The 24,760-nt window shown below is 41.6% G+C and carries 20 protein-coding genes, 16 tRNA genes and 3 rRNA genes; 29 read left to right on the top strand and 10 right to left on the bottom strand.

Annotation, left to right across the window (positions count from 1 at the left end):
* Window positions 1-174 precede the first annotated feature (174 nt).
* Window positions 175-621, top strand: coding sequence for a peroxide-responsive transcriptional repressor PerR (perR, locus tag MKY27_RS15110; protein WP_339173572.1), 447 nt, complete (start codon window positions 175-177; stop codon window positions 619-621).
* Window positions 622-713: 92 nt separating this feature from the next.
* Here the strand turns inward: perR and MKY27_RS15105 are convergent, their stop codons facing one another.
* Window positions 714-1,055 (bottom strand): YgzB family protein, encoded by a 342-nt coding sequence (locus tag MKY27_RS15105; RefSeq protein ID WP_339173570.1) that lies wholly within the window; start codon window positions 1,053-1,055, stop codon window positions 714-716.
* Window positions 1,056-1,346: 291 nt separating this feature from the next.
* Between MKY27_RS15105 and MKY27_RS15100 the strand changes: the two genes are divergently transcribed.
* The 21 genes from MKY27_RS15100 (at window position 1,347) to nagB (ending at window position 10,353) form a co-directional block, all read left to right on the top strand.
* A complete protein-coding gene (locus MKY27_RS15100; RefSeq protein WP_339196077.1) occupies window positions 1,347-2,240 on the top strand; it encodes a nucleotidyltransferase-like protein in 894 nt (297 codons plus the stop codon).
* Window positions 2,241-2,585: 345 nt separating this feature from the next.
* Window positions 2,586-4,142, top strand: a 16S ribosomal RNA gene (locus MKY27_RS15095).
* A 340-nt stretch (window positions 4,143-4,482) separates the two neighbouring features.
* Window positions 4,483-7,411 (top strand): 23S ribosomal RNA (locus MKY27_RS15090).
* A gap of 118 nt (window positions 7,412-7,529) precedes the next feature.
* Window positions 7,530-7,645 (top strand): 5S ribosomal RNA (gene rrf, locus MKY27_RS15085).
* The 16S, 23S and 5S rRNA genes sit together here with 16 tRNA genes alongside, the layout of an rRNA operon.
* Before the next feature lie 14 nt (window positions 7,646-7,659).
* Window positions 7,660-7,735: transfer RNA gene (locus MKY27_RS15080), tRNA-Asn, on the top strand.
* Between the two features lie 9 nt (window positions 7,736-7,744).
* Window positions 7,745-7,836: transfer RNA gene (locus tag MKY27_RS15075), tRNA-Ser, on the top strand.
* 16 nt (window positions 7,837-7,852) lie between these two features.
* Window positions 7,853-7,927: transfer RNA gene (locus MKY27_RS15070), tRNA-Glu, on the top strand.
* A 29-nt stretch (window positions 7,928-7,956) separates the two neighbouring features.
* Window positions 7,957-8,032 (top strand) — tRNA-Val (locus MKY27_RS15065).
* An 18-nt stretch (window positions 8,033-8,050) separates the two neighbouring features.
* Window positions 8,051-8,125, top strand: a tRNA-Met gene (locus tag MKY27_RS15060).
* 3 nt (window positions 8,126-8,128) lie between these two features.
* Window positions 8,129-8,204, top strand: a tRNA-Asp gene (locus MKY27_RS15055).
* A gap of 20 nt (window positions 8,205-8,224) precedes the next feature.
* Window positions 8,225-8,300: transfer RNA gene (locus MKY27_RS15050), tRNA-Phe, on the top strand.
* Between the two features lie 8 nt (window positions 8,301-8,308).
* Window positions 8,309-8,384: transfer RNA gene (locus MKY27_RS15045), tRNA-Thr, on the top strand.
* Between the two features lie 6 nt (window positions 8,385-8,390).
* Window positions 8,391-8,474: transfer RNA gene (locus tag MKY27_RS15040), tRNA-Tyr, on the top strand.
* A gap of 10 nt (window positions 8,475-8,484) precedes the next feature.
* Window positions 8,485-8,558 (top strand) — tRNA-Trp (locus MKY27_RS15035).
* Between the two features lie 35 nt (window positions 8,559-8,593).
* Window positions 8,594-8,669: transfer RNA gene (locus MKY27_RS15030), tRNA-His, on the top strand.
* 40 nt (window positions 8,670-8,709) lie between these two features.
* Window positions 8,710-8,785 (top strand) — tRNA-His (locus MKY27_RS15025).
* Window positions 8,786-8,807: 22 nt separating this feature from the next.
* A tRNA-Gln gene (locus tag MKY27_RS15020) sits at window positions 8,808-8,882 on the top strand.
* Window positions 8,883-8,893: 11 nt separating this feature from the next.
* Window positions 8,894-8,968, top strand: a tRNA-Gly gene (locus MKY27_RS15015).
* Between the two features lie 5 nt (window positions 8,969-8,973).
* Window positions 8,974-9,047, top strand: a tRNA-Cys gene (locus MKY27_RS15010).
* 43 nt (window positions 9,048-9,090) lie between these two features.
* Window positions 9,091-9,171 (top strand) — tRNA-Leu (locus MKY27_RS15005).
* Between the two features lie 450 nt (window positions 9,172-9,621).
* A complete protein-coding gene (nagB, locus tag MKY27_RS15000) occupies window positions 9,622-10,353 on the top strand; it encodes a glucosamine-6-phosphate deaminase (RefSeq protein WP_339196076.1) in 732 nt (243 codons plus the stop codon).
* Between the two features lie 35 nt (window positions 10,354-10,388).
* On the opposite strand, the gene MKY27_RS14995 is transcribed toward nagB, so the two are convergent.
* Window positions 10,389-11,267, bottom strand: a complete 879-nt coding sequence (locus MKY27_RS14995; protein WP_339196074.1) for a DMT family transporter — start codon at window positions 11,265-11,267, stop codon at window positions 10,389-10,391.
* Between the two features lie 128 nt (window positions 11,268-11,395).
* Here MKY27_RS14995 and MKY27_RS14990 point away from each other — a divergent pair, with 128 nt between their 5' ends.
* Window positions 11,396-12,307 carry an LD-carboxypeptidase gene (locus MKY27_RS14990; protein ID WP_339196073.1) on the top strand — a complete coding sequence of 304 codons (912 nt, stop codon included), beginning with the start codon at window positions 11,396-11,398 and terminating at the stop codon, window positions 12,305-12,307.
* Window positions 12,308-12,551: 244 nt separating this feature from the next.
* Complete coding sequence (locus tag MKY27_RS14985; RefSeq protein WP_339196071.1) at window positions 12,552-14,078, top strand: methyl-accepting chemotaxis protein; 1,527 nt, start codon at window positions 12,552-12,554, stop codon at window positions 14,076-14,078.
* A gap of 211 nt (window positions 14,079-14,289) precedes the next feature.
* On the opposite strand, the gene MKY27_RS14980 is transcribed toward MKY27_RS14985, so the two are convergent.
* The gene (locus MKY27_RS14980; RefSeq protein WP_339196069.1) at window positions 14,290-14,799 is read right to left on the bottom strand and encodes a hypothetical protein; all 510 of its coding nucleotides are present in this window, start codon (window positions 14,797-14,799) and stop codon (window positions 14,290-14,292) included.
* Window positions 14,800-14,812: 13 nt separating this feature from the next.
* Window positions 14,813-15,502, bottom strand: coding sequence for a phenylalanine--tRNA ligase beta subunit-related protein (locus tag MKY27_RS14975; protein ID WP_339196068.1), 690 nt, complete (start codon window positions 15,500-15,502; stop codon window positions 14,813-14,815).
* A 100-nt stretch (window positions 15,503-15,602) separates the two neighbouring features.
* Between MKY27_RS14975 and queG the strand changes: the two genes are divergently transcribed.
* Both queG and trmL read left to right on the top strand, forming a co-directional pair.
* Window positions 15,603-16,736 (top strand): tRNA epoxyqueuosine(34) reductase QueG, encoded by a 1,134-nt coding sequence (gene queG / locus MKY27_RS14970; RefSeq protein ID WP_339196067.1) that lies wholly within the window; start codon window positions 15,603-15,605, stop codon window positions 16,734-16,736.
* Between the two features lie 17 nt (window positions 16,737-16,753).
* On the top strand, window positions 16,754-17,227 hold the full coding sequence (trmL, locus tag MKY27_RS14965; RefSeq protein ID WP_339196065.1) for a tRNA (uridine(34)/cytosine(34)/5-carboxymethylaminomethyluridine(34)-2'-O)-methyltransferase TrmL: 474 nt from the start codon (window positions 16,754-16,756) through the stop codon (window positions 17,225-17,227).
* 38 nt (window positions 17,228-17,265) lie between these two features.
* Here trmL and MKY27_RS14960 read toward each other — a convergent pair whose 3' ends face one another.
* Window positions 17,266-18,033 carry a sporulation protein gene (locus MKY27_RS14960; RefSeq protein WP_339196063.1) on the bottom strand — a complete coding sequence of 256 codons (768 nt, stop codon included), beginning with the start codon at window positions 18,031-18,033 and terminating at the stop codon, window positions 17,266-17,268.
* A 108-nt stretch (window positions 18,034-18,141) separates the two neighbouring features.
* Window positions 18,142-19,029, bottom strand: coding sequence for a VOC family protein (locus MKY27_RS14955; protein WP_339196062.1), 888 nt, complete (start codon window positions 19,027-19,029; stop codon window positions 18,142-18,144).
* A gap of 368 nt (window positions 19,030-19,397) precedes the next feature.
* Between MKY27_RS14955 and MKY27_RS14950 the strand changes: the two genes are divergently transcribed.
* Window positions 19,398-19,559 carry a multidrug ABC transporter ATPase gene (locus MKY27_RS14950; protein ID WP_339196060.1) on the top strand — a complete coding sequence of 54 codons (162 nt, stop codon included), beginning with the start codon at window positions 19,398-19,400 and terminating at the stop codon, window positions 19,557-19,559.
* Window positions 19,560-19,607: 48 nt separating this feature from the next.
* Here MKY27_RS14950 and MKY27_RS14945 read toward each other — a convergent pair whose 3' ends face one another.
* Complete coding sequence (locus tag MKY27_RS14945; protein ID WP_339196058.1) at window positions 19,608-21,221, bottom strand: long-chain fatty acid--CoA ligase; 1,614 nt, start codon at window positions 21,219-21,221, stop codon at window positions 19,608-19,610.
* Window positions 21,222-21,408: 187 nt separating this feature from the next.
* Here MKY27_RS14945 and MKY27_RS14940 point away from each other — a divergent pair, with 187 nt between their 5' ends.
* Window positions 21,409-22,239 carry an aldo/keto reductase gene (locus MKY27_RS14940; protein WP_339173542.1) on the top strand — a complete coding sequence of 277 codons (831 nt, stop codon included), beginning with the start codon at window positions 21,409-21,411 and terminating at the stop codon, window positions 22,237-22,239.
* A 29-nt stretch (window positions 22,240-22,268) separates the two neighbouring features.
* Complete coding sequence (locus MKY27_RS14935) at window positions 22,269-22,817, top strand: acyl dehydratase (RefSeq protein ID WP_339196057.1); 549 nt, start codon at window positions 22,269-22,271, stop codon at window positions 22,815-22,817.
* 38 nt (window positions 22,818-22,855) lie between these two features.
* Here MKY27_RS14935 and MKY27_RS14930 read toward each other — a convergent pair whose 3' ends face one another.
* Genes MKY27_RS14930 through MKY27_RS14920 form a run of 3 tightly spaced genes read right to left on the bottom strand, consistent with a single transcriptional unit; the run spans window position 22,856 to window position 24,644 of the window.
* Window positions 22,856-23,689, bottom strand: a complete 834-nt coding sequence (locus MKY27_RS14930; protein ID WP_339196056.1) for an RluA family pseudouridine synthase — start codon at window positions 23,687-23,689, stop codon at window positions 22,856-22,858.
* Between the two features lie 57 nt (window positions 23,690-23,746).
* Complete coding sequence (locus tag MKY27_RS14925; RefSeq protein ID WP_339173537.1) at window positions 23,747-24,217, bottom strand: thioredoxin family protein; 471 nt, start codon at window positions 24,215-24,217, stop codon at window positions 23,747-23,749.
* A gap of 1 nt (window position 24,218) precedes the next feature.
* Window positions 24,219-24,644, bottom strand: a complete 426-nt coding sequence (locus MKY27_RS14920; protein WP_339173534.1) for a disulfide oxidoreductase — start codon at window positions 24,642-24,644, stop codon at window positions 24,219-24,221.
* Window positions 24,645-24,760: the final 116 nt, after the last annotated feature.

The raw sequence follows: 24,760 nt of genomic DNA, 5'->3' as shown, positions 1-24,760 counted from the left end.
GAGAATGCTATATGGAAGAATAGGCATTTAACCGTTTACATTTTCATTTAGCTTTTTTATCCTATACTTTTGTTTCAACCGACATAAGCAATTGTTGACAACGCATGGACAAATTCGCTACACTAATTATAACGATTACAAATTAATAATATGTATGAAAAGGGGTGCATGACGATGTCTGAATTGCATTTAAAGGATGCGCTGGACACGTTAAAGACTACTGGTGTACGAATTACTCCTCAGCGTCATGCGATTTTGGAATATTTAATTCAAAGTATGATTCACCCAACAGCTGATGATATATACAAGGCGCTTTGCGATAAGTTTCCTAATATGAGTGTAGCAACAGTTTATAATAACTTACGTGTCTTTCGTGAGGTGGGCTTAGTAAAAGAGCTTACTTATGGAGATGCAGCAAGTCGCTTCGATTTTGTAACGGGCGACCATTATCACATGATTTGTGATGGCTGCGGTAAAATTGTAGACTTCCACTATCCCGGTTTAAATGAAGTGGAGCAATTTGCTTCGCAAGTAACGGGTTTTCAAGTTAATTCACACCGTTTAGAAGTCTATGGTACATGTCCTGACTGTTTAGCAGTCGGTGCAACAAAAGTTCAATAATAATCTAACCTAGTAACGGTTGTTGCTGGGTTTTTTTTATACAAAAAACTGGAGTGAAAGTTTGTTACCTTTACTCCAGCTTTGTTGAACATTTAATTTTTATTGTATTCTTGATTGAATTCTTTTCCTTCTAATGTAGGATCTAAAGTTAACGGTTCATTGCAGTACATGCAAATATCCACACGACCTAACACTTTTGTCCATTTCCCGCATTCCGGACAAACGACTTGAACAGCTTTTGTAGACAATAATCCTACCCAGGCGTATACAGCAGTACTGCCGATAATACAAAGAAGTCCAATTGTCATGAAGATTAATACAAGTATTTGATTATTTTTGAAGAAGATTGCACCATACATAATAACGAAGCCGATGAAAATAAGGGATAATGCAAAAGAGCGGATTTTATTAATTTTACTATTATATTTTTTCATTTCAATTGCCTCCTAATCTAAAATATACTATAACATGAATTGGATATAAATTAGTAGACAGGAAAGAATTAGGCGGCTCGTTAACAACTCTTAATACTATTTAAAAATGTTTAAATGAAGGGTTTTTATAAATGAATGGCGAAAGAAAAAATAATGGCATTTCTATTATTTATTTTTAAGAAATGATGGACTTTCAGCATGGTTAAAGTTTATCGTCGTAATATTAGTTAATTTATCTTATAGCATCTACAAGGACATTATATAGAAGGTAAACTTTATAGGGGGATAACAATGGAACATATTTTAAGACCGATATATCAGGAACGTGCAAGTCAGCCGGAAACGCTTGGAGTAATATTGATAAACAAGCGTGAAGGTGCCGAGAATATGACCGATACATTTGATTCGGTTCTTTTAATTATTGTAAAAGAAAGTGATAAGCCTATTTATTCGAAACACTATTCATATGGTGAAGCGAAAATGGTGATGCATATTTTAACGGAGGAACGGTTGCGTAAATGGATTTTCATTGGCTCGCACAGGCGGTTAGTTGATTGGCTTTTCCACGGGAAGGTTATGTTTGACCGCAATGAGTTTCTATATAAACTGCGTTCTGAATTGCAAGAGTTCCCATTCTTCGGTCGAAAATTAAAAACAGGTATACAGTTTGCCAAGTTAATCCGCCGTTATAAAGAAGGAAAAGAATTATTTGAGGATGGTCATTATTTAGATGCGTACAATCATGTGGTTGCTTCATTGCATCATTTAGGGAGACTATCGATTATCGATAGCGGGCATTACCCGGAAGTAACAGTGTGGGCCCAGGTGAAACGCAATGATCCTGCAATATATAAATTATATGAAGAATTGATTATGAGCAATGAAAGTCTTGAAAAGCGTCTGGAGTTATTATTTTTAGCAGGTGAGTTTTTAATCAATTCCAGAACGACAGATGGGGCACAGCATATTTTAGAAACAATGCTTGCACAACCTTCGTGGACAATTCAGCAATTGCATGATTATCCTGAGTTGAGTTATTACTCTGTTGACCTGGAAGTGTTTGTTGAATACTTAATTGAAAAAGAGTTAATTTTAGTGGAAGCGGTTATCGCTAAAAACGAAGCGATCTTCCACAGAAACTATTATGTAGACAGACATTATATTGAATCCGAGTATGGGTTATAGTATATTAATCAGAGCGTTTAAAAACGCTCTGAAATTATTTTTAAAAAAGTATTGACGAAAACATTGAAAGTATTGTAATATATTAAATGTCGCTAAGACGTACTTGAAAACAACTAAATTACACACTCGATTTTCTTCAAAAAAACTTTTTCAAAAAAGTTGTTGACAAAAAGAAACAGAGATGTTAAATTAGAGAAGTCGCTAAAACGACAAACGAAACACAATGAACCTTGAAAACTGAACAAGCAACGTTAATGAAACAAGCTTCTTAAATGAAGCGAACAATAGATTACAACTTCTAACGAAGTTGGATCGCTAGCAAAGCAAATGAGCTTTCAAACTACTTTTATGGAGAGTTTGATCCTGGCTCAGGACGAACGCTGGCGGCGTGCCTAATACATGCAAGTCGAGCGGAAATTTTATTGGTGCTTGCACCTTTAAAATTTTAGCGGCGGACGGGTGAGTAACACGTGGGTAACCTACCTTATAGATTGGGATAACTCCGGGAAACCGGGGCTAATACCGAATAATACTTTTTAACACATGTTTTGAAGTTGAAAGACGGCATCTCGCTGTCACTATAAGATGGACCCGCGGCGCATTAGCTAGTTGGTGAGGTAACGGCTCACCAAGGCAACGATGCGTAGCCGACCTGAGAGGGTGATCGGCCACACTGGGACTGAGACACGGCCCAGACTCCTACGGGAGGCAGCAGTAGGGAATCTTCCACAATGGACGAAAGTCTGATGGAGCAACGCCGCGTGAGTGAAGAAGGATTTCGGTTCGTAAAACTCTGTTGCAAGGGAAGAACAAGTAGCGTAGTAACTGGCGCTACCTTGACGGTACCTTGTTAGAAAGCCACGGCTAACTACGTGCCAGCAGCCGCGGTAATACGTAGGTGGCAAGCGTTGTCCGGAATTATTGGGCGTAAAGCGCGCGCAGGTGGTTCCTTAAGTCTGATGTGAAAGCCCCCGGCTCAACCGGGGAGGGTCATTGGAAACTGGGGAACTTGAGTGCAGAAGAGGATAGTGGAATTCCAAGTGTAGCGGTGAAATGCGTAGAGATTTGGAGGAACACCAGTGGCGAAGGCGACTGTCTGGTCTGTAACTGACACTGAGGCGCGAAAGCGTGGGGAGCAAACAGGATTAGATACCCTGGTAGTCCACGCCGTAAACGATGAGTGCTAAGTGTTGGGGGGTTTCCGCCCCTCAGTGCTGCAGCTAACGCATTAAGCACTCCGCCTGGGGAGTACGGTCGCAAGACTGAAACTCAAAGGAATTGACGGGGGCCCGCACAAGCGGTGGAGCATGTGGTTTAATTCGAAGCAACGCGAAGAACCTTACCAGGTCTTGACATCCCGGTGACCACTATGGAGACATAGTTTCCCCTTCGGGGGCAACGGTGACAGGTGGTGCATGGTTGTCGTCAGCTCGTGTCGTGAGATGTTGGGTTAAGTCCCGCAACGAGCGCAACCCTTATTCTTAGTTGCCATCATTCAGTTGGGCACTCTAAGGAGACTGCCGGTGATAAACCGGAGGAAGGTGGGGATGACGTCAAATCATCATGCCCCTTATGACCTGGGCTACACACGTGCTACAATGGACGGTACAAACGGTTGCCAACCCGCGAGGGGGAGCTAATCCGATAAAACCGTTCTCAGTTCGGATTGTAGGCTGCAACTCGCCTACATGAAGCCGGAATCGCTAGTAATCGCGGATCAGCATGCCGCGGTGAATACGTTCCCGGGCCTTGTACACACCGCCCGTCACACCACGAGAGTTTGTAACACCCGAAGTCGGTGAGGTAACCTTTTGGAGCCAGCCGCCGAAGGTGGGATAGATGATTGGGGTGAAGTCGTAACAAGGTAGCCGTATCGGAAGGTGCGGCTGGATCACCTCCTTTCTAAGGATTTTTCGGAATCATTCCCTTGGGGAATGAAACATTAACGGTTGCTGTTCAGTTTTGAAGGTTCATTCTTAATTGAATGGAATACTTCAAAACACTCGTTCTTTGAAAACTGGATAAAACGACATTGAAAGCAATAAATCAAATTTCTATTTTATAGATTTTTAAACAAGTCAAGCAATTGACGTGTAAACTTAAATCTTGGATCTAAACTTCATTTTATGAAGTTAGGCCTCTGGCAGATGTTACAGATTTTTTAAAGGAAACTTTTTGAGTAAACTCAAAAAAATCTGAACGCAATTACGCCAAGGTGAAATTGATCTAAGTGTTAACTTTTGGTTAAGTTAATAAGGGCGCACGGTGGATGCCTTGGCACTAGGAGTCGATGAAGGACGGCACTAACACCGATATGCCTCGGGGAGCTGTAAGTAAGCTTTGATCCGGGGATTTCCGAATGGGGGAACCCACTATCTTTAATCGGATAGTATCTTCACGTGAATTCATAGCGTGTCGAAGACAGACGCAGAGAACTGAAACATCTAAGTACCTGCAGGAACAGAAAGAAAATTCGATTCCCTGAGTAGCGGCGAGCGAAACGGGAAGAGCCCAAACCAAAGAGCTTGCTCTTTGGGGTTGTAGGACACTCTATACGGAGTTACAAAAGAATGAACTAGACGAAGCGACTTGGAAAGGTCCGCGAAACGAGGTAAAAGCCCTGTAGTCAAAAGTTCATTCCCTCCAGAGTGGATCCTGAGTACGGCGGAACACGTGAAATTCCGTCGGAATCCGGGAGGACCATCTCCCAAGGCTAAATACTACCTAGTGACCGATAGTGAACCAGTACCGTGAGGGAAAGGTGAAAAGCACCCCGGAAGGGGAGTGAAATAGATCCTGAAACCGTGTGCCTACAAGTAGTTAGAGCCCGTTAATGGGTGATAGCGTGCCTTTTGTAGAATGAACCGGCGAGTTACGATTACGTGCGAGGTTAAGTTGAGAAGACGGAGCCGCAGCGAAAGCGAGTCTGAATAGGGCGAATTAGTACGTGGTCGTAGACCCGAAACCAGGTGATCTACCCATGTCCAGGGTGAAGGTGAGGTAACACTCACTGGAGGCCCGAACCCACGCACGTTGAAAAGTGCGGGGATGAGGTGTGGGTAGCGGAGAAATTCCAATCGAACCTGGAGATAGCTGGTTCTCTCCGAAATAGCTTTAGGGCTAGCCTCGTGATTGAGAATACCGGAGGTAGAGCACTGTTTGGACTAGGGGGGCATCTCGCTTTACCGAATTCAGACAAACTCCGAATGCCGGATATTTATACACGGGAGTCAGACTGCGAGTGATAAGATCCGTAGTCAAGAGGGAAACAGCCCAGACCACCAGCTAAGGTCCCCAAGTAATCGTTAAGTGGAAAAGGATGTGGCGTTGCTTAGACAACCAGGATGTTGGCTTAGAAGCAGCCATCATTTAAAGAGTGCGTAATAGCTCACTGGTCGAGTGACGCTGCGCCGAAAATGTATCGGGGCTAAACGATTCACCGAAGCTGTGGATGCATACTTTGAGTATGCGTGGTAGGAGAGCGTTCTAACAGCGTTGAAGTCAGACCGGAAGGACTGGTGGAGCGGTTAGAAGTGAGAATGCCGGTATGAGTAGCGAAACATGGGTGAGAATCCCATGCACCGTATGACTAAGGTTTCCTGAGGAAGGCTCGTCCGCTCAGGGTTAGTCGGGACCTAAGCCGAGGCCGATAGGCGTAGGCGATGGACAACAGGTTGATATTCCTGTACCACCTCCTCACCGTTTGAGAAATGGGGGGACGCAGTAGGATAGGGTAAGCACGCCGTTGGTTGCGCGTGTTCAAGCAGTAAGGCGTGTATGTAGGCAAATCCGCATACTTTAACGTTGAGCTGTGATGACGAGCTCGTATGAGCGAAGTTCCTGATTTCACACTGCCAAGAAAAGCCTCTATCGAGGTGAGAGGTGCCCGTACCGCAAACCGACACAGGTAGTCGAGGAGAGAATCCTAAGGTGTGCGAGAGAACTCTCGTTAAGGAACTCGGCAAAATGACCCCGTAACTTCGGGAGAAGGGGTGCTTCTTTGGGTGCATAGCCTAGAGAAGCCGCAGTGAATAGGCCCAGGCGACTGTTTAGCAAAAACACAGGTCTCTGCAAAACCGTAAGGTGACGTATAGGGGCTGACGCCTGCCCGGTGCTGGAAGGTTAAGAGGAGCGGTTAGCGCAAGCGAAGCTGTGAATTGAAGCCCCAGTAAACGGCGGCCGTAACTATAACGGTCCTAAGGTAGCGAAATTCCTTGTCGGGTAAGTTCCGACCCGCACGAAAGGCGTAACGATCTGGGCACTGTCTCAACGAGAGACTCGGTGAAATTATAGTACCTGTGAAGATGCAGGTTACCCGCGACAGGACGGAAAGACCCCGTGGAGCTTTACTGTAGCCTGATATTGAATTTTGGTACAACTTGTACAGGATAGGTAGGAGCCAGAGATCTCGGAGCGCCAGCTTCGAAGGAGGCGTCGGTGGGATACTACCCTGGTTGTATTGAACTTCTAACCCATGCCCCTTAGCGGGGTAGGAGACAGTGTCAGGCGGACAGTTTGACTGGGGCGGTCGCCTCCTAAAGAGTAACGGAGGCGCCCAAAGGTTCCCTCAGAATGGTTGGAAATCATTCGTAGAGTGTAAAGGCATAAGGGAGCTTGACTGCGAGACCTACAAGTCGAGCAGGGTCGAAAGACGGGCTTAGTGATCCGGTGGTTCCGCATGGAAGGGCCATCGCTCAACGGATAAAAGCTACCCCGGGGATAACAGGCTTATCTCCCCCAAGAGTCCACATCGACGGGGAGGTTTGGCACCTCGATGTCGGCTCATCGCATCCTGGGGCTGTAGTCGGTCCCAAGGGTTGGGCTGTTCGCCCATTAAAGCGGTACGCGAGCTGGGTTCAGAACGTCGTGAGACAGTTCGGTCCCTATCCGTCGTGGGCGTAGGAAATTTGAGAGGAGCTGTCCTTAGTACGAGAGGACCGGGATGGACATACCGCTGGTGTACCAGTTGTCTTGCCAAAGGCATCGCTGGGTAGCTATGTATGGACGGGATAAGTGCTGAAAGCATCTAAGCATGAAGCCCCCCTCAAGATGAGATTTCCCATTACGCAAGTAAGTAAGACCCCTGAAAGACGATCAGGTAGATAGGTTCGAGGTGGAAGTGCGGTGACGCATGCAGCTGACGAATACTAATCGGTCGAGGACTTAACCACATTTTATTGCACAAACTCAATGAAACGTTTATCCAGTTTTGAAAGAATGAAAAATTATTATAAAAATACTTGACAAAATCGAAAAGTATGGTATAATAATTAATGTCTTTCTAAATAGTCTAGTGATGATGGCAAAGAGGACACACCCGTTCCCATACCGAACACGGAAGTTAAGCTCTTTAGCGCCGATGGTAGTTGGGGGCTTCCCCCTGTGAGAGTAGGACGTCGCTAGGCTGTTATAGAATTATTCCGAAGTAGCTCAGTTGGTAGAGCATCCGGCTGTTAACCGGCAGGTCGCAGGTTCGAGTCCTGCCTTCGGAGCCATCAAATCTTGGAGAGTTGTCCGAGTGGCCGAAGGAGCACGATTGGAAATCGTGTATGCGGGTAACCCTGCATCAAGGGTTCAAATCCCTTACTCTCCGCCAGGCTTATTTATAAAGAGGCCCGTTGGTCAAGTGGTTAAGACACCGCCCTTTCACGGCGGTAACACGGGTTCGAATCCCGTACGGGTCACCAAAAAGATACATAAGAAAGTATCCAGCGTTGGAGGATTAGCTCAGCTGGGAGAGCACCTGCCTTACAAGCAGGGGGTCGGCGGTTCGAGCCCGTCATCCTCCACCATTAAACAAATAATATTATCGCGGGGTGGAGCAGTGGTAGCTCGTCGGGCTCATAACCCGAAGGTCGCAGGTTCAAGTCCTGCCCCCGCAACCAATTGGTCCCGTGGTGTAGCGGTTAACATGCCTGCCTGTCACGCAGGAGATCGCCGGTTCGATCCCGGTCGGGACCGCCATTTTTTTAAAATTAAATTGTGGGTTTGTAGCTCAGTTGGTAGAGCATTAGATTGAAGCTCTAAGTGTCGGCGGTTCGATTCCGTCCAAACCCACCATATTTTTTGCCGGTGTAGCTCAGTTGGTAGAGCAACTGACTTGTAATCAGTAGGTCGAGGGTTCGACTCCTTTCGCCGGCACCATTACCTGGAGGGGTAGCGAAGTGGCTAAACGCGGCGGACTGTAAATCCGCTCCTTAGGGTTCGGCGGTTCGAATCCGTCCCCCTCCACCATCCTTTTGATAGGGGCATAGTTTAAAGGTAGAACTACGGTCTCCAAAACCGTCAGTGTGGGTTCGATTCCTACTGCCCCTGCCAAATAAATTCTCAAAAATACTTAAAATAATATAGTGGCGGTTGTGGCGAAGTGGTTAACGCACCTGATTGTGGTTCAGGCATTCGTGGGTTCGATTCCCATCAGTCGCCCCATCTTTTATTTAGGTTTAAGTATTAAAATTATATTATAGTGGCGGTTGTGGCGAAGTGGTTAACGCACCTGATTGTGGTTCAGGCATTCGTGGGTTCGATTCCCATCAGTCGCCCCATTTTATATATTAATTTAAATATTGGGGTATAGCCAAGCGGTAAGGCAACGGATTTTGATTCCGTCATGCCCTGGTTCGAATCCAGGTACCCCAGCCATTTTTTAATTTGCGGAAGTAGTTCAGTGGTAGAACACCACCTTGCCAAGGTGGGGGTCGCGAGTTCGAACCTCGTCTTCCGCTCCAAATATGGCGGCATAGCCAAGTGGTAAGGCACAGGTCTGCAACACCTTTATCACCGGTTCAAATCCGGTTGCCGCCTCCATATTTCATTGAATCGGAATTCCGATTTTTTTTTACCTTAATTTGCCGAGTTGGTGGAATGGCAGACACGACGGACTCAAAATCCGTTGCCGCGAGGCGTGTGGGTTCAAGTCCCACACTCGGTATCAGTTCAATACAACAGATAAAACTCTTCAAAGCCTAACATAAAAGCTTTGAAGAGTTTTTTAGTTTTAAATTAAATATTTTAGATGGAATCAAGAATCAATATTTACATCTTATATTTACATCTTACTTCACCTTAGAATTATTTGCAGCATACTATTATTTGATTATCACTGAAGTAAATTATTCTTTAAATAGAAGTATTGTAAAAGGAACTTTCTAAATATTAAAGCGAAATAAAGTGATTCATTTTATGGTTTTGAAAGGTACAAAATTATATATATTTTGCGTCAGTACATGCTCTTTATATAGAAAATATGACGTTTTTTTCTAGCTTCTTAAAAATATTTGCTATAGAATGAACATTATAATGCTAGAAAATCAAAAAGCCGTAAATATTATTTAGACAATAACAAATATGTATTTCAGTGAGGAAGTAGGGAAATAAAAAAATGAATGTAGTAACAAACTTTAAATGGATTGAAGCAGCAAACTATGATGAGATGAGTAAAATTGCCGCAACAATTTTTATAGATCAATTGAAAAAAAATAGTGAAACAGTACTTGGTTTAGCTACAGGGGGGACTCCGGAAGGCTTTTATAAAGAACTGGTTGCAGCCTACAAAGCAGGTGAGGTCTCTTTTGCTCAGGCCAAGTCCTTTAACCTGGATGAATATGTTGGAATTGATCCGGCAAATGAATCGAGCTACCATTATTATATGGATCATCATCTGTTTAATCATGTCGATATGAAACGTGATAATATCAATTTACCGGCTGGCATTCAATCGAATTTAGAAAAGGCTGCAGCTGAATATGAAGCGATGATTAAAGAAGCAGGAAATATTGATATTCAGCTTTTAGGAATCGGTGGGAATGGACATATTGGTTTTAATGAACCGGGAACTCCTTTCGATGTAGGTACACATATCATAGAACTTGCGCAGTCTACACGTGAAGCAAACAAAGTTTATTTTGATTCAATTGAGGATGTGCCGACCCATGCCATTACAATGGGAATTAAAACCATTTTAAGTTCTAAAAAGATTGTATTATTAATTGCTAGTGCTTCAAAACAAGAGGCCTTTGATCGTTTGCGCAGCAGAATAGTTACAGAAGATTTCCCTGCAAGCGCTCTTCACAACCATCCGGATGTTACTGTTATTTATACTGATATGAAATAAACTAAAGGAGTGCATACAATGTGCACTCCTTTTTATTATTTCATCGCTGATATAACGACTCCTGCAATAATAGCGATCCCACCGATTACTTGAGCAAGTAGGAGTTGCTCATTTAAAAACAATACAGCAAAGATTGTTGCAAAGAGGGGAATGAAGTTCAGGTAGATACTTGCTTTGTTTGCACCTAATGAGACAACGCCGGTATTCCAGCTTAAAAAGGCAACAATTGAAGCAATGATGCCTACATAAATAATTGCCCCGATTGTCGAAGTGTTCCATACGATTGTCTGTGATGTTGTCAGTAGTTCATATGTTGCGAATGGGAGTAACATAATGGCTCCGATTGCGATTGTTACTAAAAAAGTAGAGTAGCCAGGCAATTTGCCAGCGTACTTTTTAATGAGTAATGAATAGATACTCCAGCACACTACGGCAATTAATACGATTAAGTCCCCTTTGTTGAATGAATATGAAAAGAGGCTTTTTAACGAACCTCCAGATATAATAAAGAGCACGCCGACTAAAGATAGCATCGTGCCGAACATCTGGAATTTTGTTAAACGTTCTTTTAAAAAGATGAAGCTCAGTATGTATATAATGATCGGTGTCGATGAATTCATTAATGATGCATTGATGGACGTTGTATAATGCAATCCGATGTATACGAGCGTATTGAATGCAGCAACTCCTGTAAGTGCTAAAATAATGACTGCACCCCAATGCTGTCTCAGGGCAGGCCATTCTTTTTTCGTTCGTTGGTAAGCGATAGGGAAAAATACGAGAAAGGCGACAATCCATCGTAAAAAGGCAAGAGTTATCGGAGGAATATCCCCGGAAACAGCCCGTCCAATTACAAAGTTACCACCCCATAATAAAGTAGCTAAAATGAGCAGTAGCTGTGGTGGAAATTTCATACTTGTACATCTCCTTATATTGGAAAAATGATTTTATCTATTATAGGGACAACCACATGGAATTTGCAATGCGCTTTACATAAAACGCTATGATACAATAGCCACAGAAGTAAAAGGAGGTCATTAACATGAAAATACGACCAGCAAGATTACAGCAAGGCGATACTGTAGGATTAGTAAATTTAAGCAGTCCGCTTAAGACAGAATCATTAGGTGATAAATTAGCGTTATTAGATGAGCTCGGTTTAAAGTATAAGCTTGGTAATACGGTACAGGATTATGAAGGCTATTTGGCAGGTACTGATGAAGAGCGAATTAAAGATTTCCACCAGATGATTGTCGATCCTGAAGTGAAGGCCGTCTTTTTAGTGACGGGCGGCTATGGGGTTTCTAGAATTATCGATAAAATAAGCTATCCATTAATCGAGGACAATCCGAAAATTATTTGGGGCTTTTCCGATGTGACGGCTCTACACACTCAAGTAAACGAGTTTGCAAATTTAGTGACGTTCCATGGCCCGATGATGTCCAGTCCAAAAGGGGAGCTGGACACTCTTTCTAAAAAGATGTATCAGCAGCTGTTCCAACCGATTGAAATTCAGTATACGGAAAGCATTTCTCCTCTTACAACAGTTATACCGGGAGTGGTACGCGGCGAGTTGACAGGCGGAAATTTAAACCGTATTGTCAGTACGCTAGGTACGAAATTTGAAATTGATGTACGCGATAAAATTTTACTACTTGAAGACATAGGGGAAACAATTGAGCAAATTGATTTAATGATGAACCAGTTGCGCCTATCAAGAAAGCTGGAGCTTGCAGCAGGCTTTGTTATAGCGGATTTTAATATGCCGGATGATACATACAGCTATGAGGATGTATTGAAGGTAATTGAAGGGTATTTGAAGCCGTTTAACAAACCTGTGTTAGCTGGGTTTAAAATTGGCCACTGTGCCCCTAATATCGCGATTCCATTAGGTGTGGACGTAATTTTGGATGCAGATGAAAAGGCATTAAGAATTTTACCGGGTGTAGAATAGAGAATAAATTATTAGTAAAGAGTAGACAGATAATTATCGTTATCTGTCTTTTTTTATATTTATAGGTAGAAAATACTTCTATTTATTATTTCTGATAAGACTTTAATATGAATTTTATAAAGTAAAAATAGGAATAAAATTGGATTTTGTGTTAAATTATAGTAATATGGTTTTTATAGGGAGATTTCAGAAAATATACATAAATTTCATATCATTATATAAATAGAGGGATGGTGTCTGTATTATGTATAAAAACAAAAATATAGTAATGATTTTATTTTCAATTATTATGATTAGTATTACTGTATCCGTATTTCTTTTACATCGGGTTTTTGGATGGATAGAACCGTATACTTTGCTGGAACAATCACGTGGAGCATCTTTAACTCCAATGAATGCAACGATCATCTTTTCTCTAATTTCATTATCAGTTGGTCTTATTATTGCATCCTACATATTATTTAGAAAAAACAGTTCACATACATATATCCCGATGTTCACAGCAATATCAGCTACAATCGGAAGCATAGCACTCATTGCTAGCGGACATGGAATGGTTGAATACCACTTTTCTGTATTTTTGGTAGTGGCAGCATTAGGTTATTATGAGAGTGTGAAAATTGTTGTTGTATCAACGATGATTTTCGTTTCCCAGCATTTAATAGGCTATTTCTTTGTACCGGAATTATTGTGCGGTTTGACCGAGTACCCGTTTAAGTTACTGTTGATCCATGCCTTCTTCTTATTGTTAACAAGCGCTGTCGTCATCACACAAATCCTTGTTCGCAAGCATACGATTCAGCAGTACCAACAAGAAAAAGACCACGCTGACATTATTAAAAATATGATGAAAAACGTTAATGGTATGTCTCATCAAGTATTGGAGAATATCAGTACTTTGGAGTCGAGTGCCACAACGAGTAAAGAATCATCGCACCAAACTCAATTGGCAATCCAGCAATTAGCTGCAGCTGCAGATGTGCAGATGGGCTATACAGAAAAAAGCCGTGCAATGCTTGAATTGGTAAATGAGAGTACACAGACGGTCCTTAATCACTTGACCATTTCAAAAAAAGCATCATTGGAGACATCGGAAGAGGCGATACATGGGATGGCCGTTATGTCAGATACAGTAGAACAGATGAGCAGTGTCGTAAAAAGTGCAGAGCAAATGCAATTGGTTGTAAAGCAGTTAGAGAACCGATCAATTGAAATTGAAAAAACATTGCAGCTTATTACGGAAATTGCCGCACAAACGAATTTGCTTGCTTTAAATGCTGCGATTGAAGCAGCCCGTGCTGGAGAAGCGGGGAAAGGGTTTGCTGTAGTAGCAGATGAAGTAAGAAAACTGGCGGACTTATCAAACCAGTATGCAGTTCAAATTTCTAAAGTTATTTCCGGATTACGTCAAGATACTGCAAGTTTAACAAATGAAATGCAGATAACAGAGAAGAACGTTTTAACAGGGGTAGATAAAGTACATGACTCCAATACTCTATTTCAAAACATTTCAGAAAAAGTTGAGAAAATAGAGGAGTTGCTTAACCACTCATTTGATAGAGCTACACAGATCGAAAAGGATGTAGACAATGTGAATGACTTCCTTTCAGAGATGACCTCGACTGTAGAAGGTTACAAAATCAAGACAGAAAATATAGCAACAGATGCACAGCATCAACTTGATACTGCCCAGGAATTTAATCAAATCACTGTTAAAATACGTTCATTAACGGAAGATTTAAATGGGCGAATAAACGAAATTCATATATAAAGCAAAGACACCTTTTCACAAATGTGAGCAGGTGTCTTTTAATAACGAGCGAGCAAAAATACTCTATAGTTTGTGTTAGCTTTTACTATGGTTGGTTATGAGTGAAAGGTAACATTGTAAACGGTAAAGAGTTATTGGTTTCACCAGTTGTTGGGAATGCCGAAGCATAATCGCTCGTTATTACCTAGTTTGGAGTCTCACCGCCCCAGGTTTAGAAATAATTGCTGTCATCAAATTCAATTTCTACTTGATAGTTTTTCGCATTGATTAAATTGGACAGGCGATGTGCTTCTTTTTCCAGCTCATTTGCACGATTTCGATATGTCATTGGGTCGTACAATGCTACGCGGTAAAGCATGGCATCACCGGAATTATGGTAAAAAGCTTCTTTTTCTTCTGAGCCAAGGTTTTTACAAAATTGGGCTTCTGCTCGTAATTGGCTCGCCAGTTCAATTGCTTCGACAATAGGCATTTCCTCATCTTTAAAGACAACCGTATTGTCGATGTTAGCTCGGTAGATTAGAGCATCAAGCTTACGAGAATCATAACGAAGCTCTTTTAGCTCTGCTTCAAGCATCTCTAAAGAATAATCAGGTGTTTTTGGCTGTTCACCTTTTTCAATGATGACATGTGTTAATGAATGTACTTGCATTGTCCGTTCCTGAATTCTCTTCGTAATGATACTTTTTAGTTTTACTGCCTCAGCTAGGTTAATACTCAAATCATTCCACTCCTTAAAATTGAACTTTTGAATTTTCCTTTGATAGAATATGTACTTCATATTCGCCACCGCTAACTTGTGTAAACATGTTTCCTGCACTGCTCAATAGTTTAGTTGCTTCTTCTTCACTTAAGGAAGGGCGTAAATAAAAGATTTGCAGGGCATTTGTCGTAGCCTCTGTTACGGCCGTTCTTTTTGAATCAACAAAGGGGCTGCCGAATGGGCCAAGCGCATCTTTTGAATGGATGATATTCTCTAGTGAATTAAAGCGTCCGTTGATTCCTTCATAGCCTGTCTTCTCATTGCCTACTTCGATTTTCACGTCGCCTTCAATAGCATCTAAATCATATATGCCAACAGGGATCTCGAATTGTAGTGAGAAGAAGTTGTTTAAATCAACAGCAGAATGGAACGGGGCTAAATACTGCTGCTTAGCGATACGTCGCATTAAACTTTCCGCTGAGTGACGGTATCGGTTCGGATCGCCGCCGAAAGCCTTCCAAAGCTGGCGCCACTCTTTAATGCCAGGTCGTTCTGTCACAGGTGTTTCCTGTAGTTCCAAATACAGATTTTCCTGATAAAGTTGTGTGCGTCCTTTAATCATTTGAGGAGATTCTTCAACGATAATTTTGCTATAATGGATAAGGCCAATTTTTAATTGTTCATTTACAGAAAAAAGAGCTTCATTAATGGAAAGATTCATGTAGAACACCTTCTTACATTGTTTTTAATGGGAAAAATACTAAATTATGTAATACGAAATAAATTTATATTTATTGTATCATTTGAAAGGAGCATGTGAAATGAAAGTACATCAACTTCAAGAAGATTTAGTGAAATATGCAGCATCTATTGGTGTTGATAAAATCGGATTTACAACCGCTGCTCCGTTTCATGAATTGAAGAATCGTCTACGTCGTCAGCAACAATTAGCATACCAATCAGGCTTTGAAGAAGCAAATATAGAGCTGCGCACAGAGCCTTTAAAACTATTAGATGAAGCAGAAAGTATTATTGCGATTGCCATTGCATATCCTTCACGCATGCAAGATGCCCCACAAGGAAAAAAAGGGGAGCGTCGCGGCATCTTTTGCCGTGCTTCATGGGGGATTGATTATCATACAGCAGTTCGTGAACGTCTGCAGCTTATTGAAGCTTGGCTGCAAGAACGGGTACCGAATGTAAAGGTGAAATCGATGGTCGATACCGGGGAACTGGTGGATCGTGCGGTTGCAGAACGAGCAGGCATCGGCTGGAGCGCCAAAAATTGCTCTATTATTACACCTGAATTTGGTTCGTACGTCTATTTAGGAGAAATTATCACAAACATCCCGTTTGCACCAGATACACCGATGGAAGATGAATGCGGTGACTGTACATTATGTATCGATGTATGTCCTACAGGAGCGATTGTTGCACCTGGGCAGCTGAATTCACAGCGTTGCATAGCTTTTTTAACACAGACGAAAGGATTTTTGCCTGATGAATTTCGTGCCAAAATCGGAAACCGTCTGTATGGCTGTGATACATGTCAGACGGTCTGTCCGAAAAATAAAGGGAAGCTCAACTGGATTCATGAGGAATTCACGCCGGATCCTGAAATCGCGAAACCGTTGCTTCAACCGCTTTTATCGATTTCCAATAAGGAATTTAAAGCAAAGTTTGGCCATGTATCCGGCTCATGGCGCGGCAAAAAGCCGATTCAGCGCAATGCTATTTTAGCGCTTGCCCACTTTAAAGAAGAAGCGGCAATGCCTGACTTAGTTCAAGTATTGCAAAAAGATGAACGTCCTGTATTGAGAGGGACGGCTGCATGGGCAATCGGAAAAATCGGGACGGATGGGGCAGAGGATATTTTAATGGCTGCAAGAAAAACAGAGCAGGATGAAGAAGTGCTGGCCGAAATTGAAAAAGGACTGGCCATGTTAAATCATTAAGAGAGAAGGATCGTAAAGTGCCAAACCATATCGTATTATATCAACCAGAAATCCCAGCAAATACAGGCAACATTGCCCGCACTTGTGCTGGAACGAATACATCATTACATTTAATCCGCCCTTTAGGCTTTTCAACAGATGATAAAATGCTGAAACGTGCGGGGCTGGATTATTGGGAACATGTGAATGTTGTTTACCATGATTCATTAGAGGATTTTATCGAGTACAGTAAGGATGGCGATGTGTACTTAATTGAGACATATAGTGATGAGCCATTTACGACGCATGATTTCAGTAGCTCAGAGCGAGATCTATACTTTATGTTCGGAAGAGAAACGACAGGCTTGCCAAAGGAATTTGCAAAAGAGCGTGCCGATATGTGTCTGCGCATTCCGCAAAGTGACCATATCCGCTCACTGAATTTATCAAACACAGCGGCAATCGTTATTTACGAAGTGCTAAGACAACAAAACTATCCGGGGTTAAAATAAAAAAAGGCAAGAAGCGCCTGATGCTTCTTGCCTTTTTCTTATTTCATCTTCGCCTTAATCACTTGCTCAAGCTTTGCCTGGATATTGTCGTGTTCGGATAATGTGAGGCGGATGAAGCTTTCATCCATATCAAATGCTTCAGATAATAAACCTCCAAGTCCGCGCGCACGGCGGTCCACCTGCAATAAAATTTCGGTTGAGTTTGGTGTTTGCTGTAAAAAGATAACTTCAAGTTCGTCTAGATACCGGCGATATGTGCTGTTTGTCGGTGTAAATTCAAATTCCTGAACAATCGGTGTTTGACGGCGCAAATAAGAAGGGGCTTGCTCATTATCCACTTTACGCAACCGGAAGCCCATATTTTGAATGGCTGTTAACACACCATTCGCCAGACGAGTCGGCTTAATCTCGATAAAGTCCCTATCTGTAGGATCTACCGCATTTTTAATATCTAAGCCCGTTTGTATCCATACACGCGAGTTGCCTGTCGTTACCGGAACAACAGGGGGCAGTGCGAATGAAAATGGGATTTGATGTTTTTCGTTTGGCTGAATTGTAAATGGCTCATTTAATTTGTATTTGTGCAGCACCGCTTCATCTTTAACCTTTTTATCATCGATTTCGCGGATAAAGTTTGTATGGAGTGTTAGATAGATTGCGTCAATCTGCTGGTTTGTGCTGCCCCCGATGATTTCGACAACCCCTGAAATATTTTCATTTAATGTATAAGTTGACTTGTGCAATTTTGTATCAACTTTTGCAGCTCCTATCCCGACACTTGCTAAAACCTTATTAAATAATGACAAATGAATTCCTCCGTTAATTGTAATTATCTATGTATACGTAGGATAAAAAAGAAAGTTTCAAAAAAGAGCCCGAAAAGTTTTCGGGCTCTTGCTTTAGGTTTCTGCTGATTATTCACCATCTAATGTAAACACGATGCGTAAACCGTTTGGATCGACTGTTGAGAATAACTGAGTACCACCATGAGCTGGCGCTTCTGCAAAGTTTTCAACGATGAAGCCGTTATTTGTCAGGCTTTGTTTTACTTCTTCAGCATACTCTGCATCCTTTAACACGACTGTAAAGGATTTTAAGCCGACCATATCATTGGTTGGAGCATGGCCGTTATTGCTGTTCCAAGTGTTTAATCCGAAATGGTGATGGTATTTCCCTGTTGATACGAACAATGCCTGTGCACCGTAACGAGTCACAACATTATAATCCAATACATTTGTATAAAACTGCTCCGATTTGTCCAGATTTACTACGGATAAGTGGACATGGCCCATAACAGTGTCAGCAGGCAAACCGTTCCAGTTGCCGTCTGCAGCTGCTAAAATCGGCTGGAAATTCAGCTGTTCTGTCACCATATGCACTTGTTCATCCTGATTCCAAGTCCATTCGGATTCATGACGGTCGATATAAATTTCGATTCCGTTACCATCCGGATCATTCAAGTAAAGTGCTTCTGAAACATCATGGTCTGCCGCACCGAGACGAATATTCATGTTAACAAAATGCTGTACGATGTTTCCTAAGTCCTTGCGAGAGGGTAATAGTAATGCTAAGTGGTATAAACCTGCAAAGCCTTGTTTAAGCGGCTGAGCATTTTGTACTTCGACTAGTGATACTAAGCTTGTTTGTCCGTCTGCTGTTAAGTATGCTTCCGTTTCTGTTTGCTGTAATACTTTAAAGCCGATAATCGTTGTATAGTATTCAATCGAACGTACTAAGTTAGAAACCTTTAATTGAACATGAGCTGGGTAGAGGTTTGGTTTTTTATGAAAATGTGTAGCCATAATATGTGAACTCCCTTAATGGTTATTTTTTATAATCAACTTACTTTATGTAACTAATATAAAATATAGAATAATAAAAGTCAAATGAAAAAGACAATCGCTACTTGACGATTGTCCTTTACTGGAAAGCTAGTGGAATTATCTTTCTTTTGGGAATGGTTTGCTATCATAGCCAGCTGTGAAAATAGCTACCAAAAATGATATGCTGACACCAAGAATTAAAAGTAATTTCATGGAAGTATCCTCCTCATGTTTTAATTATCTCTGTTTTCAGTATAGCATAAATTATTTGAATGAATACTTTATTTATGACAGAAATCAGTCAAAATTGGAAAAAAATAATACTAAATTAATTTGGAGGGATTGTTATGAAAAGAGAAGAAATCGTTAACGGGAACATGGCGAATACTATGGATGAGCTGAAAATTCTCGGAAAGCAAATGGAGAACTTAAGAGACGGCGGACAACTGGAAGAAGCGGAACGCATTTCAGATCCGCAGCAGTTTGATGATGAAGAGGAAGAAGATTAATAAATAAATGTGCACTGAAATTTGCGTTTCAGTGCACATTTTCTTTCATTAAATCTGAACTTTATAGTCTTTTAATTGTTCTCGCAGGGTTGCTTTTAAAAATTTGCCGACTGAAGTTTTTGGGATTTCATTTAAAAATACGACATCGTCCGGAAGCCACCATTTTGCAAAGTCCAGTTCGATTGACTCAATAAGCTCTTCTTTAGTCGCCGTTGCACCTTCTTTTAAAACGACACATGCCAATGGGCGCTCCTGCCACTTCGGATGCGGAACCGCAATTACGGCTGCCTCGAAAACAGCCGGATGTGACATGAGGGCATTTTCCAGATCAACAGATGAAATCCATTCTCCACCTGATTTGATAAGGTCCTTCGTTCGATCGGTAAGTTTGATATAGCCTTCTTTTGTATAGACCGCAATATCACCTGTATAAAGCCAGCCGTCACGGAATGCTTCATTCGTCCGTTCATCATTATAGTATTCAGAGGCAATCCATGGACCGCGGACACGCAGTTCACCCATTGTTTTTCCATCCCACGGAACCGGGCCATTTTCATTAACAACTTCTGTTTCAATTAGTGAAACCGTTAAACCTTGAGAAACACGGATATTCAACTGTTCATCTTCTGTATAGTCGTTCATATCGCTTGTTAGATGCGACATACTTACTAGCGGTGATGTTTCCGTCATACCGTAGGCGTTGATGTACGGAACACCAAGTTTTTCGTTGTAAGCCTGAATTAATCCTTTCGGTGATGCAGACCCACCTGAAATAATTAAACGGACAGAAGAAAGGTCACGGGGATTTTTTTCCTGCTCAACGAGTGCGCCAAGCCAAATAGTTGGAACACCTGCTGTAATTGTTACCTTTTCTTGTTCAACCAAATCCAGTATTAAACTTGGTGTCATTATTGGTCCTGGTAATACGATACTAGAGCCGAAATTCAATGCGGCAAACGGGAAGCCCCAAGCATTTGCATGGAACATCGGCACAACAGGAAGGGCAGTGTCGCTTTCTTTAATTGCGAAAGATTCAGCAAGACCAAGTGCCAGGCTGTGAAGCACGATGCTTCGGTGTGTATAGACGACACCCTTTGGCATCCCTGTCGTTGCAGAAGTGTAGCACATTCCAGCTGGCAGGTTTTCATCCAGATCTGTCGGGAACCCGAAATTTTCATCCGCTTCCTGAAGCAGCTGTTCGTAGCTGTACACATTCGGGAAACTGGATTGTGGAGCACTTAGTTCATCGCCCATAACGATAATATGCTTAACCGTTTTCAAGTGGCCAAGTGCCGGCTCGACTAACGGGAATAAATCGCTATCAATCAATAAAATTTCATCTTCGGCATGATTGATAATATAAACAATATGTTCAGGGGCAAGGCGGATATTAATCGTGTGTAAAATTGCACCGCTGCATGGAATCGCAAAATACGCTTCCAGATGACGGTGATGATTCCAGGCAAATGTGCCGACCTTTGTACCACGCTTCATTCCGAGCTTTGTCAGGGCATCTGCCAATAGGTGCGTTCTTTTTACATAGTCATTGAATGTGATGCGATGTGTTTTAGTGGGGCTTGTGCGAGAGATAATTTGCTTGTTCGGGAAGTACCGTTGTGCACGCTTTAAAAATCCAGTCAAAACTAGTTGTGTATCCATCATAGTTTTTCAGCTCCTCAACGAGAATATATTAATATATACTCCTGAAACCGGAAAATTATTCTGTAAATAGTAATATGCTAGACAATAAGTTTACAAAATAAAATGTTTTTACAAATAATAGCAATTAGTAAACGACAAATAATTAGAATGTTATAATAAACACAATCAAATGTGAGAGGTGAACAATATGAATTTACAATCAACAAAAAAATTAACAAATGGCGTAGAAATGCCTTATTTAGGTTTAGGGGTTTATAAAATGACGAACCGTGATGAAACCCTTCAGGCGATTGAAACAGCGCTTGATTTAGGCTATCGTGCAATTGATACTGCCGCACTTTATTACAATGAAGAAGAAGTAGGGGAAGCAATTCGCCATTCTTCTGTACCGCGCGAGGACATCTTTGTAACAACAAAAGTTTGGAATAGCGACCAAGGGTATGACAATACATTGCGTGCCTTTGAAACATCACTGAAAAAGCTTGATATGGATTATGTGGATCTTTATTTAACACATTGGCCGGTCGAAGATAAATTTGTAGATACGTATCGTGCAATTGAGCGTTTATATGATGAGAAGCTGATCCGTGTACCTGGAGTATCCAACCATCATGAACATCATCTAAAAGAAATTATGGCAACTCGCAATATCGCCCCAATGGTGAACCAGATTGAAGCGCATCCGTATTTGTCCCAAGAACCGCTGCGCGCATTTTGTGAACAGCAGCAGATTGCAGTAACAGCGTGGTCACCGCTAGGCCGTGGAAATGTTTTAAATGACGAAACGATTATTCGTATTGCAAATGAATATAATGTATCACCGGCTCAAATCATCTTACGTTGGCATTTACAAAACGATGTCATCATCATTCCGAAGTCAGTAACAGCTTCACGCATCAAAGAAAATAGTGAGCTCTATCATTTCGAATTAACAACTGAAACAATGCAGCAGTTAAATGCATTGAATCGTAATGAACGATTTGGGAAAGATCCGGATAATTTTAATTTTGATTTCTAACATCGTTTTAACTTAGGGGGAGTGAAACTGTGTTAAAAAATTTTTCGCCGAGTTTGTTTTTCTCAATGTCGGCAGTGACGGTTGTAGTTGTCGCACCTATAATTATGATTTTCCATCCGATTTTTCAGAATGAATTTTTCCTGTACAACAATTCGTCCGTAACATTCATTCCAAACCCGCTTAATTTTAGACTTGTACTTATAACAGGTTTGGTTTTGATTGTGATGTTTTGGCTTTTAGCGTATAAGCGTAATATGAAAGTTTATGTGATCGGTCTATTACTTTTTATATTGAGTATTGGCCTCGGTTATTTATCGACTCAAAATTATATATTGATCAGTCAGGAAGAATTGGAACGACACTATTTATTTGAGGAACACCAATATCGGTGGGAAGAACTCGACGAAGTTGTTTATGAATATGTAGTAGGCAGTAACAAGGGAGATATCACGTTTACGACAAAAACAGGGGATCAGTTTGTCGTTAAAGAAAAAGAATTACACTCAACCGGTAGAAGTCTAATTTATCAGCTTTCGAGAGCGAATGAAGTAACTTATATCGAGCGTGAAAAAAGATAAGAAAGGGCGTCCGTAGTTTAGTTACGGACGCCTGTTTTTCAGTTATCTTTAACGATGATCTGCTCGTCTAAAAACGGGTGCATAAATGCTAGCTGAATGGCGTGCAATGCATAATCGCCGGATGCAGTTTCACGAGCACCGTACATTGTATCGCCGACGATCGGGTGGCCTAAGTGCGCCATATGCACGCGAATTTGGTGTGTGCGTCCTGTCTCCAGAACAACATGGACAACACATGTGCCTTTATAGCGATTCACTACTTCATAATGTGTCACTGCATGCTGGCCAGTAGGTGATACGACACGGCGCGTATTGTGATGACGGTCTTTACCGATGGCAGCATTGATCGTACCGCTGTCCGTACGAAGATTGCCCTGAACTTCAGCTGCATACGTACGAACGATTGTTTTTTCCTCGATCATCCGGTCAAAAATAGACTTTGCAATCGGATGCTTTGCAACAAGCAGCAACCCGTTTGTCCCTTGATCCAAACGGTGTACATGTTCTGCATAATGTCCGCCGTTGTCCACAATATGACGCATTACATGATTCATGCATGTGTCACGGTCTGTTGGTTCGTTTGGATGTGTTGCCATACCTTTAGGTTTTGAAACAATTAGGCAGTGTTCGTCTTCATAGCGGATGTTTACATCACAGCTGTCTGTGGGAATATAATTTGAAGCAGGAATATCAAAGGCAAATTCGATTTTCGTCCCTTTATCAAAGGGCTCTTTCCACATAATTGGCTCCCCGTCGATTGTGACTGCTTTAGCCATACGTAATTCATGAACAAGCTTTTTGCCCAAGCGCCACTTATCGCGGAGCAGGTCTTCAACGGTTTGACCGTTTTCGTGAATGATATATGTGAACATTAATTTTCCTCCAAATGAAAAATCGTGCTCGTAAAGAACACGATTTTGAATATAATCTTATTTTAACACAACATCGTTAAAGAATTGGCGCGTTGTTTCATCTGGTGCGTCACCTTCTAAACGGGCAACTTCCTCACCGTTTTCAAAATAGATAAGTGTTGGTGTTGCTTGAATATTATAAGTAGTCCACTCATCCGTAAACTCAAGAATGTTTAATTGATCCACTTGAACATCCAGTTCATCGGCAATCGGCATAAGTTTTGGCGTGTAGTTTTGGCAGTGAGAACATTCCGGACTAAAGAAATAGCCGACAACGCCGTCACCTGACTCGATTTTCTCTGCCAATGCATCCGGTAAGATGATATTTTGATAGTTTTCATTGTCCAATAAGTCGATCGTTGATTGTTTTAAGTTGTCAGTACCGTATGGATTGTTTTCTAGTTTTGCACTGTTTTTCATGTTTGTAAGTACAATAATTGCTGCGAATAATACGACAATAATTGCACCGACAATCGCTAACTTCTTCAAATTATTTCTCCCCCTTTAAAACCTTTAACATATAAAAACTAACTGCTGCTATAATAACAAAAGCAGTAAGTGCCAAAAATGGAATCGTAATGAAGCCCAGCCAGTTAATATACTGACCGGTACATGCTACACGACCACAGGCAGGTGCTGCATCCTGCATAAAAACTAGCTTCTGCAGGCTATAATGATAAAGAGATGTTGCCGCTCCAATTGTAGAGAATACGGCTGTTGTTAATGCAATTTTCGCATTTTTCTGGATGTAGGCAATCGTTGAAATCAGCACGATAGGGTACATAATAATGCGCTGATACCAGCATAATGTACATGGTTCGTAATTTCGTACTTCAGAAAAATACAATGATCCGAGCATTGCTGTCAACGATACAACCCAAATAATGAGCAAGGCATTTTCAAGTTTTTTGGACATAGTGCTACCTCGATATTCAAAATTTAACTTCTATACTAAAGAAGTTTTTTCCTATTTATTCTCATTGATTATAGTTTGAATTCGAGAAAAAGTAAATTACTACGTTTATTAAAGGC

The organism is Solibacillus sp. FSL R5-0449 (assembly GCF_037975215.1).
GTDB lineage: Bacteria > Bacillota > Bacilli > Bacillales_A > Planococcaceae > Solibacillus.
The sequence above is the reverse complement of the archived record's forward strand: the minus strand, read 5'-3'. Positions and strand labels throughout refer to the sequence as shown.